Source organism: Actinomycetospora flava (assembly GCF_037400335.1).
Lineage (GTDB): Bacteria > Actinomycetota > Actinomycetes > Mycobacteriales > Pseudonocardiaceae > Actinomycetospora > Actinomycetospora flava.
On sequence record NZ_JBBEGM010000012.1, the window covers coordinates 59958 to 74671 of the forward strand.

Below are 14714 nucleotides of genomic sequence, written 5' to 3' on the forward strand. Positions count from 1 at the left end.
CGGACGAACGCACCATTCCGGGCCTCCTCAAGATCGACCCGCAGTCTGCAACACCTCAGCAGATGGTGAGGTGTGCTCTACGCCATAGCGGATCGACCCCGTGATCGGCGGCCGCGGCGGGGGATAATGAACCTACATTTCGTCGGCGGGACGGAGGCGCGGATGACGGCGATGGCGACGAGCCGGACGTGGACCGGGCCGGCGGTCAGGTGGACCCACCACTGGGAGACCGCGCTCGAGGCCCCCGAGCACCGCGCCCTCGCCGGCCTGCTCGCGCGCAGCTACCCCGCGACGCCCACCGTCTTCTCCCGCGAGCACAGCTGGGCCGGCGCGCGCCCCGAGCTGCGTGTCCTCGGTCGTCGTGACGGCCGGATCGTGGCCCACGCGGCCGTGGTCCGGCGGTTCCTGCGCACCCCCGGCCCGTCGGTGCTCGTCGGCGACGTCGGGCTGGTGGCGGTCCACCCCGACGAGCAGGGCACCGGTCTCGGCGCCGAGCTGATGGACGCGGTCGCGATGACCCTCGCCGAGCTCGGCCTCCCCTTCGGCTTCCTCACCTGCGACCCGGACGTCCGGCCGTTCTACCGGCGGTGCGGCTGGACGCCGCTCGCCGAGCGGGTGCGCTCGATCCGCGTCGACGACCTCGTCGAGGACCGCCGGCACGGGATGGTGCTGCCGGTGCACCGCTCGCTCGGCGACTGGCCCGCGGGGTCGGTCACCCGTGACGGCCAGGAGATCTGACGCCGGCACCGGTGGGGATGCGGTGCCCGGCCGAGCGCCTACGCTTCCCGGCGTGAAAGCCCTGCTCCTCGAGAACATCCATCCGGCCGCCGCCGAGGCGTTCCGCGCCGAGGGTCTCGAGGTCGACGTGCGTTCGGCCTCGATGAGCGGACCCGAGCTCGCGGACGCGCTGCCGGGGGTCTCCCTGCTGGGGATCCGGTCCAACACCACCATCACGGCCGAGGTGCTCGAGGCCGGCAAGGACCTCCTCGCGGTCGGGTGCTTCTGCATCGGCACCAACCAGGTCGACCTCGCCGCCGCGGCCGAGCGCGGTGTCGCGGTGTTCAACGCCCCGTTCTCGAACACCCGCAGCGTCGTCGAGCTGGTGCTCGGCGAGATCATCGCGCTGGTCCGGCGGCTGCCGGAGAAGACCCAGCGGATGCACGAGGGCATCTGGGACAAATCCGCCCGCGGCAGCCACGAGTTCCGCGGCCGGACCCTGGGCATCGTCGGCTACGGCAACATCGGCACCCAGCTGTCCAACATCGCCGAGGCCGTGGGTCTGCGCGTGATCTTCTACGACACCGCCGACCGCCTCGCCCACGGCAACGCGCGGCGCGTCGACTCGCTCGAGCAGCTGCTGGGCGAGGCCGACGTCGTGAGCCTGCACGTCGACGGCAGGCCCGGGAACGCGGGGCTCTTCGGCGCCGAGCAGTTCGCGCTGATGAAGCCGCGCTCGATCTTCATCAACGCCTCGCGCGGCATGGTCATCGACGACGACGCGCTGCGGGAGAACATCCTGTCCGGGCACCTCGCCGGCGCCGCGATCGACGTCTTCCCGATCGAGCCCAAGGCGCAGGGCGACACCTTCGAGTCGCCGCTGCGCGGGCTCGACAACGTCATCCTCACCCCGCACGTCGGCGGCTCCACCCAGGAGGCGCAGGAGGAGATCGGGACCTTCGTCTCCACGAAACTGCTGAGCTACGTCGCCACCGGCGTCACCGCGCTGTCGGTGAACCTCCCGGAGGTCGCCCTGCCCGTGGCGCCGACCGCCTTCCGGATGGGCTACCTGCACACGAACAGCCCGGGCGTGCTCGCCGGCATCAACCAGCTCCTGCTCGACAGCGGCGTCAACGTGGTGAGCCAGGCGCTGTCGACGCGCGGCGAGCGCGGCTACGTCCTCACCGACACCGAGGCCGCCGTCCCGGAGGAGGCGCTCGCCGAGCTGCGCCGCTCGCCCCACACCGTGTGGCTGCGGACCTGGGGGCCGTGAGGCCGCCGGCCGGTCGCTACGCGCGGACACGGCCCAGACGCAGCGCCGTGACGAGGAAGAACACGCCCCCGAGCAGGGCGTAGCCGGCGACACCGACCAGGGACGCCCCGGCGCTCGAGGCCATGAGGACGAACGCCCCGCCGGCCAGCACCGAGAGGCCGCCGCTGGCGATCATCGCGCCCTGCCCGCCCAGGCGCCGCCGCCGCAGGGCGACGACGAGCTGCGCCAGGCCCGCCACCACGGCCCAGGCACCCCACACCCACAGGACCGCGGGCACGCCGCCGGTCACGGCGACGGCGAGGCCGACCGCGGCGAGCGCGCTGATCGCCACGGTCGCGACGACGCCCGCCTCGGTGCGCATGGAGCGGAGCTCGACCACGGCGGCGGCCACGTCGACCAGCGGGTAGAGCACGAGCAGCACGGCGGTGAGCGCGCCGAGGCCCGGCGCGGTCGCGACCACGAGGACCGCCCAGACGAGGGCGAACACGAAGCGCGCGGCGTAGAGCCGCCGCAGCGTCGGCGCGACGGTGGCCGCGGGCGGGGCGGTGACGGTGTCCATGGCGGTGGGCCTCCGGAGTCGTAGACAGAAAGACCGTTCTCTCTGCTCTGCGTCGGAGGTTGCCACGGCTCCGGCTCGCCCGCAAGACCGACCATTCTTTCTGTTACCGTCGACGCATGACGACACCGACCCGGGCCACGCGCTCCGAGGCGCGGGATCGGCTGCTCACCACGGCGAGCGAGCTCTTCTACCGCGAGGGCATCCGGGCGGTCGGGGTCGAGCGGATCCTCGCCGAGGCCCCGGCGACGCGGGCGACGTTCTACCGCCACTTCCCCTCGAAGGACGACCTCGTCCTCGCCTACCTGCACGGTGCCGACGCCCGTGCCCGCGACCAGGTCCGGGCGGCCGTCGAGAGCACGACGTCGCCGGCGGACGCGGTGCGCGCGATCGGGGCGGCCGTCGCCGCCGACCTGGCCCGGCCGGAGTTCCGCGGGTGCGCGTTCCTCAACGCCGCGACCGAGTACCCCGACCCCGACGACCCCGTCCGGCGGGTGGTCCTGGATCACCGGCGCTGGTACGTGTCCACCCTCGCCGCGCTCTTCGCCGAAGTCTTCGGGGACTCACCCCGGCGCGGCGACCCCGGGCACGCCGCGCGGCACTTCGTCCTCATGCGCGACGGCGCCATGACCGGCGCGCACCTCGACGGGGCGGACGAGGTCGGCGACGCCTTCGGACGTGGTGTCGAGGGCCTGCTCACCCTCCTGCACCGAGACGCCGAGTCAGGGGACGCCGCGGCGCCGCCCGGCGGGGCGAGCACTGGAGACAGCAGCACCAGCAGGCGGACTTGACGTCGTGGTCCCGGTCGAACGCCTGGGCCTGCAAATGCCTCGCCTGCCGGATCTCCCAGTCGAGCGTGGGGAACCGGGGCCGGGACATCGCCACACCCCCTCGGTGGGTCCGTCGGCAGGCTCGCTCCCTGCTCTCTACGCTCGCCTTTCGTACACTTCGTTCGTCCTGAGAGCGAGCGCCGACCGTGCCCGGACAGTCCCGCCGGATCAGCTCGGCATGCGGCGAGGATCCCCTCGGACGGCACCGAGGTGCTCGAGGAGCGTTCGGTGGTCCCGGCCGCGGGAGACGCAGGCCAGGTAGCCGTCGGGGCGGACGAGCGCGAATCCGCAGCCCCCGAGCCCGTAGCGCCCGGCGATCCCGCCGGCGGGGTCGACCAGGGCGTCGGTGGGGGCCTCCGCCGGGGAGGCCACGACGGGGACGACCGTCCCGAGGCCGCCGAGGACCTCGCGGAACCGCTCGAGGTCGTCGTCCCCGGAGCCGACCACGAGCAACAGGTGGCCGGGCCGGCGCAGCAGCACGTCGAGGTGGGTGGGGTCGCCGTCGGCGGTGCGCAGGTCCGCGACGTCCGGGGCGTGGTCGCCGATCACGGCGTGCCTCGCGCGGGACCGCCGGTCGCCGTAGTGCACGGTCGTCTCGGTCATGCTCGCCATGAGGCGTTCACCCACGCGCGGCAGGTGCCCGAGCAGCGCCAGGCCGAGGTCGCGCGCGAGTGCGAAGGGCCCGGAGGCGGCGAGCAGGTCGTCGAGCCTGCTGGTGCCCGCGACGACGGCGGCGCCGATGGGGTGCCGCTCGTCGTGATAGGTGTCGAGCAGGTTCTCGCCGGCCCGCCCGGTGCTGACCAGCGCCAGCTTCCACGCGAGGTTGACCGCGTCCTGGATGCCGGTGTTCATGCCCTGGCCCGCCGAGGGCGGGTGGATGTGCGCGGCGTCGCCGGCCAGCAGGACCCGCCCGTGCCGGTAGCGAGGGACCTGCGCGTGGCGGCTCTCGAAGTAGGTCAGCCAGTGCGCCGTGCCCAGCCGCCAGTGCCCGCCCATCTGCTCGTCGACCAGGCGCTGCACTTGCTCGACCGTCGGGGTGGTCCCGGGCTCCGGGGTCCCGACGCGCGCGGCGATCTTGGCGCGGCCTCCCGCGAGGGGGAACACGCCCCCGCCGCCGCGGGGGTCGATGAACAGGCGCAGCGCCGTCGGCGCCAGCTCGGTCTCCACGTCCACGTCGGCCAGCACCGAGTGCCCCCCGGCGAACTCGCCCTCGAGGTGCGTCCCGACCCCGGCCCGGACCGCGCTGTGCGCGCCGTCCGCGCCGACCACCCACCCGAACCGCCGCTGCTCCGGGCCGGCCGACGTCGTGAGGTCGACGGTGACGCCGTCCCCGTCCTGCACCAGACCCTCGACCCGAGTCCCGTACTCGACGACCACGCCGTGCCCGGCGACCACCTCGCGCAGCGCGTTCTCCGTGTCCACCTGGGGGACGTCGAGGATGCGCCGGAACCGCGAGTCCACCTGCTCGGTGGTCAACCGCACCCGCGGCGCGGCCTCCCCGCGCACGTGGAACTCCACCGCGGTGATCTCCTGGGCCCGCCCTACGATCCGGTCGAGGACGCCCATCGCGGCGAGGTGCTCCTGCGTGCGCGGGTGCACCGTGATCGCCCGGAACTCCCCCGACGGGCCCGCCAGCGCGTCGACCAGCCGGACCCGCGCACCTTGACGGGCGAGCTCCGCCGCCGCGGTCAGACCCACCGGGCCCGCTCCGGCGACGAGGACGGTGTCCGGCTCGTCCGAGGTCAGCTCCATGGCACTCCCGCCCTCCCGAGGACGGCCCGTGACGGGCCGCGTCGGTCGGACGATCGCGCCCCGGGTTCCCTCGCGGCTCCCATTCCGCTCCCAGTCCGGTGCACGATGAGCCGGTGGGGGACACCGGTGGCGGGTCGGCGCGCTTCCTCGACCTCGGTCCGCTGATGGTCGAGATCGACGGGCACCGCCGGGCTCCCGGTGGTCCCCGCACGACCGCCGCCCTCGCCGTCCTGCTGATCCACGCCGACCGCCCGGTCTCCGTCGACACCCTGAGCGCCGCGATCTGGGACGACGGCCGGCCGCGGGCCGTGTCGACGCTCGAGTCGCACCTGTGGCGCCTGCGCCAGGTGCTCGAGCCGGACCGGAAGCCGGGGGCGCCGTGGACGCTGCTGGTCACCGAGCCCGGCGGCTACCGGCTGCGCGTCGGGGCGGAGCAGGTCGACTCGTCGCGGTTCGCCGCCCTCGTCGCGGAGGCCGGGACCCTGCTCGGGCGGGGGGACGCCGAGCGGGCGCTGCGGCGGTGCGAGGCGGCGCGGGCCCTGTGGCGGGGCCGCCCGCTCGCGCCGGTGGCCGACCGGGTGTGGGCGGCGCCCGCGGTGGCCCGGCTGGAGGAGCTGCGCGCCCAGCTCGCCGAGCGCCACGTCGACGCGCTGCTCGACCTGGGACGGGCCGAGCAGGCGCTGGTCGAGCTCGAGCCGGCGCTCGGCGAGCACCCGCTGCGTGAGCGCCTGTGGGCCCGGCGCATGCTCGCGGCGTACCGCGCCGGACGGGTCGACGACGCCCTTGCCACCTACGGCCGCGCCCGCGCGCTGCTCGTCGCCGAGCTCGGCACCGAACCCACCGACGAGCTCCGCGACCTGCACCGCCGCATGCTGGCCGACGACCCGTCGCTGAGGTCGGTGGCCGCCGACCCCACGGCCCCGCGCGCGCCGGACCCCGACCTGCCCCGGTGGTCGAGCCGCCTGGTCGGCCGGGACCACGAGCTCGAGCGTCTGACGGGGCTGGCGCGGCGGTCGTCGCTGGTCACGGTGCACGGCCCGGCCGGGGTGGGCAAGACGCGCCTGGCGGTCGAGGCCGCCCACCAGGTCGCCGACACCGTCCCCGACGGCGTGTGGTTCGTCGACCTCACCGCCGCCCGCGACGGCGCCCAGGTCCTCGACGCGATCACCACCGCGCTCTCGCTCGCCGCGCCCGCGCGCGGCTCGGCGCGGGACGCGGTCCTCGGGTTCCTCCGGGAGCGGTCCGCCCTGCTGGTGCTCGACGACTGCGAGCACGTCCTGGCCGAGGTGGCCTCGCTCGTCGGGGCGCTGCGCCGCGACGCGCCGCGGCTCGCGGTGGTCGTGACCAGCCGCGAGCGGCTCGACCTCGCGGACGAGACCCTCGTGGAGCTGCCGCCCCTGGTGGTCCCCGACGAGGAGCACCCCGGCGCCTCCGCGCTCGACCTGTTCCTGGACCGCTGGGAGGCGGCCACCGGGCCCACGGATCCGGACGACCTCGAGGCCGCCCGCCGCGTCTGCCGCGCCGTGGAGGGCGTCCCGCTCGCCCTCGAGCTCGCCGCGGCACGCGCCGGCACCTTCACCCTCGCCGAGATCGCCGACCAGACCGAACAGGACCCGGGCACCCTCTCCGCGCTCGGGCGCCGCCGGCACGGGACCCGGCCCACCGTGTACGCCGCGGTGGAGCGCAGCCAGCGGTTGCTCGACGACGACGCGCGGCGCCTTCACCGGTGCCTCGCCGTGCTGCCGGGCCCGTTCACCGCCGCCGCGGCGGCCGCGGTCGCCGGCGTCACCCCGGTCGTCGCCGCGGACCTGCTCGCCGACCTGGCCCACCGCTCGATGGTCGTCGCGCGGGGCCCCGCCGCGCCGGGCCGCCCCTCGCGGTTCTCGCAGCTCACCATCGTGCGGGCCCACGCCGCGCGCGCCCTGCACGACGCGGGCGGGACCGCGGCCGCGCAGGACCGCCGCGACGCCTGGATCGAGCGCCTGGTGGCCGAGGGGCCTCCTCGTCTGGGCACCCCCGGGGACCTCGCCCGCTCGCGCGCCCTCGCCGACGACGCCACGGCGCTGCGCGGCACGCTGCAGCACACCCTGGTGGAGGACCCGTCACCCCGCGGCGTCCAGGTCATGGCCGACCTCGGGGCGCTGTTCTGGTTCCAGCACGACGCGACGCTCGAAGGCGCGCGGTGGATCGAGATCGCCCACGCGCTGTGCGCCGCCCTCCCGGACGACGTCCCGGCCGCCACCGCGGTGCGGGTCTCGCTCGGCGCGGCGACGGCGCGGGCGTTCGCGGGACGTCTCGACGCCGCCGCCGCGCCGGCCGACCGGGCGCTCGAGGAGCTCGCGGGAGCACGGCCCGACCCCGTGCAGGAGCTGCTGACCGGCGACGCCCTCGTCGTCCTGTCGACGGCGCTGGGGTTCACCGGAGCGCAGGAGCGGGCACGGGCCGTCCTCGACGCCGCCGGGGAGATCGTGCGGCGCACCGACGACCCCACGCTGGCACTGGTCCACCGGGTCCGGACCGTCGTGGCCGCCCTGGCGCGCGGCGACGCCGGCGCGGTCCTCGGGGACCTGGCGGCGGTGTACCGCGAGGCCGCGGCGCTCGACAACTGGTTCGGCGCCTGGATCGCGAGCGCGAGCGCCCACACGGCCGCCATGGCCGCGGGCGACCCGGTGACGGCCCTGTCCTGGTCGGACATCTGCCTCGCCGTCGTCGACGGCACCGGGCGGCGCCAGGCGCCCCTGCAGCTCGAGCAGCGCGCCAACACCCTGGCCCTGCTCGGTCGCCACGACGAGGCGCTGCGCGTCTACGGGGCCGCGAAGGCGCAGAACGACCGCGCCGGGCTGCCCTGGCCCACGGCCAGCGGCACCGACGACCTCCTCGCCCGCACCCGCGCCGCGGTCCCCTCGGAGGCGGCGGAGCTCATCGGTCGCGGCGTCGCGCGGCTGACGGTGGCGGACTTCCGGACGCCCGTGGCCGCCGACGGCTGACAACCCGGGCGCGGCCTCAGCCGTCGACGAGCTTGGCCAGCTCGCGCATCTCGACCTCGGGGTCGACCACGGGCTGGATGACGATCTCGTCGATGCCCGCCTCCTCCATCGAGGCGATGCGCGACGTCAGCTCGTCGCGGGTGCCGACCAGGCCCAGCTTGTCCACCAGCGACGGCACGACGAGGTCGCGGTCCCCGGGGTCGATGCGCCCGAGGTAGCCGCGGTAGAGGACGTGGTGGCGGTCGGTGGCGGTGGCAGTGGTGCCGCGGCGGTCGAGCAGGCGCTGGACGGCCGCGTTCTCCTCGTCGGTGAGGGCGTCACCGAAGGCCGGGTTGTCGGCGGCGAAGGTCAGCAGGGCCATGGCGATGTGGCCCATCGCGTCGCGGGAGGCGTCGCCGTGGCGGTCCTCGCCCTCGCCGAGCACGTGGACCGACGTCATGACGTAGGAGTCGACGTCGAGCGGGGTGCCGGCCTCCTGCGCCGCCTCGCGCCGGGCCCGGTCGAAGCCCTCCCACGCGGCCGGGTCCAGCAGGCCGAAGGAGATCACGCCGGCACCGCGGCGGCCGGCGATCGCCGCGGCCTTGAGGCCGAACGCGGCGACGACGAACTCGACGGGGTCGTCGGTGTTCACGTACGGGCCGACGTGCAGGAAGCGCACGTCCCGGACCCGGTCCCTCTCCCGGTACTCCGTGGGTCGGCCGGCGCAGAGATCCTGGAGCTGACCGGTGAAGCGCTCGAGCTCCGCCATCGTGGTGGGCAGCATCCCGAGGGTGCGACGGGCGGTGTTGCCGGTGCCGATGCCGCAGATGATGCGGCCCGGGGCGAGGGCGTTGAGGCTGGCGAGCGCGGCCGCCGCGGCGGGGGCGGACCGCAGGGCCGGCGAGGTCACCCCGACGCCGAGCCGGATGCGGCTGGTCGCCTTGGCGCACAGGCCGAGGGAGACGAACGGGTCGCCGTTGACCATCGGGGTGTCGTAGACCCAGAAGCTCGAGAACCCCAGCTCCTCGGCGAGGACGGCGAGGTCCTCCACACCCGAACGGGCCGTGACGACGATGCCTGTGCGCATGCGCTCCTCCTGCCGGACTCGCTATGCTCCGAGTTACTGAGCGCATAGTCACTGTGAGCTGAGACTCGTGTCAAGGTCACGCGACGGCGCCGGGCGGCCGTGACCGAGGATGGTCGCGGCGGGCCGTCGAGGCGCGCGGAGAGGTGGTGGACCGCATGGCGCTGAGACAGGCGCACCGCCGGGCCCGGGTCGCCGACGCGTCGATCGACGAGCCGTCCGCCGAGCTCTGGGGGCCGGAGTTCGCCGAGGTCGCGCAGCGGCTGCTGAGCTCGGCGGTGCTGTGCTTCGCCCGCAACGGCTTCCACGCCACCACCACCCGCGACCTCACCGCCGGGGTGGGCCTCAGCCCCGGAGCCCTCTACGTGCACTTCTCCACCAAGGAGGACGTGCTGTTCGCCATCACGCGGGTCGGCCACGAGCGCGCGCTGGCCGGCCTCGGCGACGACACCGGGGAGCTGGATCCCGCCGAGCAGCTCGCCGAGCTCGTGCGCCGGTTCGTCGCCTGGCACGCGCGCCACCACACGGTGGCGCGGATCTGCCAGTACGAGCTCTCCGGGCTGGAGCCCGGGCACTTCGAGCAGGTGCAGCACCTGCGCCAGCAGATCAACCAGGTCTTCCGCGGCGCGGTGGCACGCGGGGTCCACGCCGGGGTGTTCGACGTCCCGGACGTCCACCGCACGGCCCGGGTGATCATCTCCCTGGGCGTCGACCTGGTGCGCTGGTACCGGCTCGACGGCCCGGACTCCCCGGAGGCCCTCGCCGACGAGTACGCCGCGCTCGCCCTGCGCATGGTGCTGGCGCGGCCCGGCGGCTGACGGCGGGGGCCGGTTGACAGCCGTGACGGCGGTCACTAACTATGCGCTCAGTATGGGGCGCGTCCCCCGCGCCTGCCGGCCACGCGCCCGAGGAGGGCCCATGAGCATCCAGCCACGACTGATCGTCACCGGGCGGGAGTCCGACGGGAGGTCGGTGTTCGTCACCGACGAGCCCGGCGACCCGATCACGGTCGGCGCGATCCCCGGGTCCGAGTTCTACATGCTGTGGGGCACCGAGGACGGCACGGCGACCGTGGGCTCGGAGCCCGCGCAGCCCCGGCTGTGGCCGTTCTTCCCCGGCACGGGCGGCACGCGCATCCTCTTCCTGCGGTGGGCGCCCGACTCCTCCGCGCCCGAGGAGCTCGGCGATCCCGAGGAGCTGGGCGCCGAGGCGGCCGAGAAGCTGCCCGGCCTGATGGACGTCTTCGAGCCCGACGCCCCCGGCATGCACACCACCGACAGCGTCGACTACGGGATCTGCCTGGAGGGCGAGCTGCACCTCGAGCTCGACGACGGCCAGGAGGTCAAGCTGACGCCCGGCGCGTGCGTCGTCCAGCGCGGCACCCGCCATGCCTGGCACAACCGCTCCGACCGGACCGCCCTCATGTGCTACGTGCTCGTCGGCGCCGACCGGACCTCCTGACGCGGGCACCGCGCCGGTCAGGGGTCGGTGCGCCCGCCGCACTCCCGGACGAGCGCGGCCATGATCTCCCGGTCCTCGTCGCCGACGTGGTCGGCGTAGTACTGGTACAGGCTCTCGCGGGCCAGGCGCGACGCGGCCGGCCCGTCGCCCGACCGGATCGCCTCGAACACCGCCGTGTGGTGGCGGATGGAGCGCAGCTTGTGCGCCTCCTGGTCGTCGGCGTCGAGGATCGTCTGCTGGATCAGCTCGAGGACCGCCTCGCGCACGGCCTCGCCGTAGAGGCGCACGAGCTCGTGGCCGGCGGCGTCGGCGAGGATCTCGTGGAACGCGAGGTCGGCGCGGCCGAACTCGGCGTACGAGTGGTGGAGCAGCCCGCGCATCCGGGCCATGTTCCGTTCGAGCGCGACGAGGTGCTCCGGGGTCCGGCGCAGCGCGGCCATGAGGTTGGTCGACGCGTCGATCACCATCCGCAGCTGCACGAGCTGGGGCAGCGAGATCGTCCGGCTCGAGGTCAGCAGGCCCAGGGACCGGCGGATCGGGGCGGACGTGATCGGCAGGACGAGGGGTCCGCGCGGGTCCCGGGGGGCGGAGCGGACGAGCTCGAGGCTCTCGAGGACGCGCAGGGCCTCGCGCACCGACGACCGGGCGATGCCGTAGCGGTCGACGAGCTCGCGCTCGCTGGGCAGCCGGTCGCCCGGCCGCAGGTCACCGGACGCGATGCGCGCCTCGACGTCGTCGACGACGCGGCGGTACGCGCGGTGCTCAGCGGTCGCCGCGGTCGCGGTCTTGCCCGTCTCGGTCATCAGCGCCCTCCCCGAGCGCCCACGGTAGTGACCGGACGCCGAGGGACGGTTCAGGCCGGCGGGGTGAAGCGGCCGTCGACGGCGGTCCACCCGCCGTCCACGCTCAGGGTGGAGCCCGTGACGAAGCTGGAGGCGTCGGAGGCGAGGTAGACCACGGCGCCGGCGAGCTCGGACGGCTGCGACCAGCGCCCGAGCGCCCCCTTGGTCGCGTAGGCCCGGTACCACTCCGGGTCGGCCTTGATCTGCGCGGTCAGGGGCGTCTCCACCACGCCGGGGGCGATCGCGTTGACGCGGACACCGGCGTCGCCGAACTCGACCGCCGCCGTGCGCACGAGGGACTCCAGGCCCGCCTTCGTCGCGGCGTACACGCCCTGGCCCGGCTCGACGGTGCGGGCGCGGATCGACGAGAACGCGATGATGCTTCCCGCGCCGCGGGCGATCATGCGACGGCCGACGCCGCGCAGGACGTTGAAGCTCCCGCGCAGGTTCAGCGCGACCACACGGTCGAACTCGTCGGGGCTGTAGTCGAGCAGCCTCTTGCGCACGTTCATCGCGGCGGTGAGGACGGCGACGTCGACGTCGCCCACCTCGTCGAGACGGCCCTCGAGGTCGTCGGGGTCGGTGACGTCGAGGGCGAGCGCGGACGCGAGCCCGCCGGCGGCGGTGATCGCCGCGGCGGTGGCCTCCGCCGTCGCCGTGTCGCGGTCGGCGCACACGACCTCGGCCCCGTGCGCGGCCAGCGCGCGGCCCGCCTCCCCGCCGATGCCGCCGGCCCCGAGGAGCAGGGCGCGGCGTCCCTGCAGGTCGAACAGCGTGCGGTAGTCGGTCACGGCGGTGCTCCCAGGGGTCGGTGCGGTGGTCACGCGGGACGGATGACGGCCATGCGCGTGACCGTCAGCTCCTCGATGGCGAACCGCGGCCCCTCGCGCCCGATCCCGGAGTCCTTGACGCCGCCGTAGGGCATGATGTCCGACCGGAAGCCGGGGACCTCGTTGACGATCACGCCGCCGACCTCGAGCTCGTCGATCGCCCGGAACGCGCCGGCCAGCGAGCGGGTGAACAGGCTGGCGTGCAGCCCGTAGCGCGACCGGTTGGCGGTCTCCAGGGCGGTCGCCAGGTCGGGCACCGAGTTGACCGCCACCACCGGCGCGAAGATCTCCTCGCACCAGGCCTGCTGGTCCTCGGGCACGTCGAGCAGGATCGTCGGCTCGATCGAGCGCTCGACGGCGCGGCCACCGTGGAGGATCTTCGCGCCGGCCTCCTCGGCCTCCTCGATCCAGGCCAGGACGCGCCGCGTCGACGCCTCGTCGATCAGCGGGGCGACGCGCGTCGCGGGGTCGCGGGGATCGCCGGTGGTCAGCTCGCCGATGCGGGCGGTCAGCGCGCCGAGGAACTCCTCGCGCACCGGCTCGCACACGATGACGCGCTGCACGGCGATGCAGGCCTGGCCGTTGAAGTAGAAGCCGCCGCGCAGCACCGCGTCGACGGCGCGCTCGAGGTCGGCGTCCACGTCGACGATGAGGGCGGCGTTCGACCCGAGCTCGAGCAGCGTCTTGCGCGGGGCCGCGTCGCGCGCGATCCGGTGCCCCACCGCGGCCGACCCGGTGAACGACACCGCCGCCACCTCGGGCGCGGTGACCAGCACCTTCCCCACCTCGGCGTCGCCGGTGACGACCTGGACCATCTCCGCCGGCGCGCCGTGGGCGACCGCGACCCGGCGCACGATGTCGGCGAGCCAGAGCGTGGCGAGCGGCGTGGCCGGCGCCGGCTTGCAGATCACCGGGCAGCCGGCCGCGATCGACGGGGCGATCTTGTGTGAGGCGAGCAGCACCGGCCCGTTGAAACCCGCGATCCCGACCACGAGCCCGATCGGCCGGCGGGTCCACCAGCCGACCATTCCGGCGCCGGAGGCCTGCAGGTCCAGCGGGACGGTCTCGCCGTGCTGGTGCGCGATCTCCTCGGCCGTCGCGGTCCAGGTGAACAGCGTGCGGGAGAACTCGACGGCGCAGTCCGCGCGGGTCTTGCCGGTCTCGGCGACGAGCAGCTCGACGAACGCGTCGGTGTGCGCGGCGAGCTCGCGCTCGACGTCGAGCAGGATCGCCCGCCGCGTCGCCGAGGTCAGCGCGGCCACCTCGCGGCGGACCCCGGCCCCGGCGGCGACCGCCGCGCGGGCGAGCTCGACGGTGCCGACGGGGGCGTGCGCGACGGTGGAGCCGTCGAAGGGGAACACGACCGGCGCCGTGGCCACGTCCTCGCGCCAGCCGCCGCCGACGGGCAGGCCGGCGGGCAGGTCGGGCAGCGCGAACCCGGGACTCGAGCTCATGGACGGCTCCTCCAGACGGCTCCGGACAACGATGTCGGCGCGTCCTCCTGGTCAGACCAGCAGCGCCCCTCGGCAGGGTGCAGGTGGTAGTCGACACCCGTCAAGGGGCTCGTCGAACGCGCGGTGTCGCGGACTGCCGGACAGATCAGCGCTCTGAACAGCATGAATGTGGTCGACGCTTGACTATCGCTCACGTCACAGTCCACTCTCCCGCAGTTGTATCCAGTCGACGGGACCCGGGTGGGAGGAGCCGCATGGCGACGCGCAGCGCTGCCGGTGGTGCCGGCGCCGGGCTGGTGGACGAGCTCGCGGCGGTGCTGCGCGAGCGGATCTACAGCGGCCGCTACGCCTCCGGCGCGCGCCTGCCGCAGGAGAACCTGGCCGCGGAGCTGGGGGTCAGCAGGACCCCGCTGCGCGAGGCCCTCCGGGTCCTCGAGCAGGAGGGCCTGGTCCGGGTCACGCCCGGCCAGGGAGCACGGGTCGTCACCGGGGACGTCGAGACGCTGCTGGCGGCCTACGAGCTGCGTGCGGTCGTCGACGGCCTCGCCGCCCGGCTCACCGCGCGGTCACGGCCCGGGCCGACGCGGTGCCGCGACCTGCGGCGGACCCTCGCCGCGCAGCGCGCGGCGCTCGACCCCTGGTCGCCGCGCGCCTACACCGGCGCCAACGTCGACTTCCACGAACAGATCCTCCACCTGTCCGGCAACGAGTTCCTCGTCGCGGAGGCCCCGGTGCTGCGCATGACCGCGCAGGTCTTCGCCCCCGTCGCGCTCGTCGACCCCGCCCGGGCCCGGCGGGCGATCGCCGAGCACGAGGCGATCGCGTCCGCGATCGAGGCCGGGCGCGAGGACGACGCCGAGCGCCTGGCCCGCGCCCACATCCGGACCACGATCGACGAGCTCCGCGCCGACCACGACCACCCCGGCTCCCGGTCCACGAAGGAGTGACC

13 protein-coding genes are annotated in these 14714 nt (G+C 75.0%); 7 read left to right on the top strand and 6 right to left on the bottom strand.

All coding sequences use genetic code 11. The features are described from left to right. Positions 1-162: 162 nt before the first annotated feature. Positions 163-738, top strand: coding sequence for a GNAT family N-acetyltransferase (locus tag WCD58_RS24980; RefSeq protein ID WP_337705807.1), 576 nt, complete (start codon positions 163-165; stop codon positions 736-738). A 52-nt stretch (positions 739-790) separates the two neighbouring features. Then, on the top strand, positions 791-1990 hold the full coding sequence (gene serA, locus WCD58_RS24985) for a phosphoglycerate dehydrogenase (RefSeq protein WP_337705808.1): 1200 nt from the start codon (positions 791-793) through the stop codon (positions 1988-1990). A gap of 16 nt (positions 1991-2006) precedes the next feature. Here the strand turns inward: serA and WCD58_RS24990 are convergent, their stop codons facing one another. Then, a complete protein-coding gene (locus WCD58_RS24990) occupies positions 2007-2549 on the bottom strand; it encodes a hypothetical protein (RefSeq protein WP_337705809.1) in 543 nt (180 codons plus the stop codon). Between the two features lie 116 nt (positions 2550-2665). On the opposite strand from WCD58_RS24990, the gene WCD58_RS24995 reads away from it, so the two are divergent. After that, a complete protein-coding gene (locus WCD58_RS24995; RefSeq protein ID WP_337705810.1) occupies positions 2666-3337 on the top strand; it encodes a TetR/AcrR family transcriptional regulator in 672 nt (223 codons plus the stop codon). Between the two features lie 207 nt (positions 3338-3544). On the opposite strand, the gene WCD58_RS25000 is transcribed toward WCD58_RS24995, so the two are convergent. Further along, positions 3545-5128 carry an FAD-dependent monooxygenase gene (locus tag WCD58_RS25000; RefSeq protein ID WP_337705811.1) on the bottom strand — a complete coding sequence of 528 codons (1584 nt, stop codon included), beginning with the start codon at positions 5126-5128 and terminating at the stop codon, positions 3545-3547. 113 nt (positions 5129-5241) lie between these two features. Between WCD58_RS25000 and WCD58_RS25005 the strand changes: the two genes are divergently transcribed. Further along, positions 5242-8115, top strand: coding sequence for an AfsR/SARP family transcriptional regulator (locus WCD58_RS25005; RefSeq protein ID WP_337705812.1), 2874 nt, complete (start codon positions 5242-5244; stop codon positions 8113-8115). 16 nt (positions 8116-8131) lie between these two features. Here the strand turns inward: WCD58_RS25005 and WCD58_RS25010 are convergent, their stop codons facing one another. Beyond that, positions 8132-9181, bottom strand: coding sequence for an LLM class flavin-dependent oxidoreductase (locus WCD58_RS25010; protein WP_337705813.1), 1050 nt, complete (start codon positions 9179-9181; stop codon positions 8132-8134). Positions 9182-9336: 155 nt separating this feature from the next. On the opposite strand from WCD58_RS25010, the gene WCD58_RS25015 reads away from it, so the two are divergent. Then, positions 9337-9996 (top strand): TetR/AcrR family transcriptional regulator, encoded by a 660-nt coding sequence (locus WCD58_RS25015; RefSeq protein WP_337705814.1) that lies wholly within the window; start codon positions 9337-9339, stop codon positions 9994-9996. A gap of 100 nt (positions 9997-10096) precedes the next feature. Beyond that, a complete protein-coding gene (locus WCD58_RS25020; RefSeq protein ID WP_337705815.1) occupies positions 10097-10639 on the top strand; it encodes a cupin domain-containing protein in 543 nt (180 codons plus the stop codon). A gap of 17 nt (positions 10640-10656) precedes the next feature. Here WCD58_RS25020 and WCD58_RS25025 read toward each other — a convergent pair whose 3' ends face one another. Genes WCD58_RS25025 through WCD58_RS25035 form a run of 3 tightly spaced genes read right to left on the bottom strand, consistent with a single transcriptional unit; the run spans position 10657 to position 13765 of the window. Continuing rightward, positions 10657-11442 (bottom strand): FadR/GntR family transcriptional regulator, encoded by a 786-nt coding sequence (locus tag WCD58_RS25025; RefSeq protein ID WP_337705816.1) that lies wholly within the window; start codon positions 11440-11442, stop codon positions 10657-10659. Between the two features lie 50 nt (positions 11443-11492). Continuing rightward, the gene (locus WCD58_RS25030) at positions 11493-12272 is read right to left on the bottom strand and encodes an SDR family NAD(P)-dependent oxidoreductase (RefSeq protein ID WP_337705817.1); all 780 of its coding nucleotides are present in this window, start codon (positions 12270-12272) and stop codon (positions 11493-11495) included. A gap of 29 nt (positions 12273-12301) precedes the next feature. Beyond that, positions 12302-13765: an aldehyde dehydrogenase family protein gene (locus WCD58_RS25035; protein ID WP_337705818.1), complete on the bottom strand. Its 1464-nt coding sequence runs from the start codon at positions 13763-13765 to the stop codon at positions 12302-12304. 254 nt (positions 13766-14019) lie between these two features. Between WCD58_RS25035 and WCD58_RS25040 the strand changes: the two genes are divergently transcribed. Beyond that, complete coding sequence (locus tag WCD58_RS25040; protein ID WP_337705819.1) at positions 14020-14712, top strand: GntR family transcriptional regulator; 693 nt, start codon at positions 14020-14022, stop codon at positions 14710-14712. Positions 14713-14714: the final 2 nt, after the last annotated feature.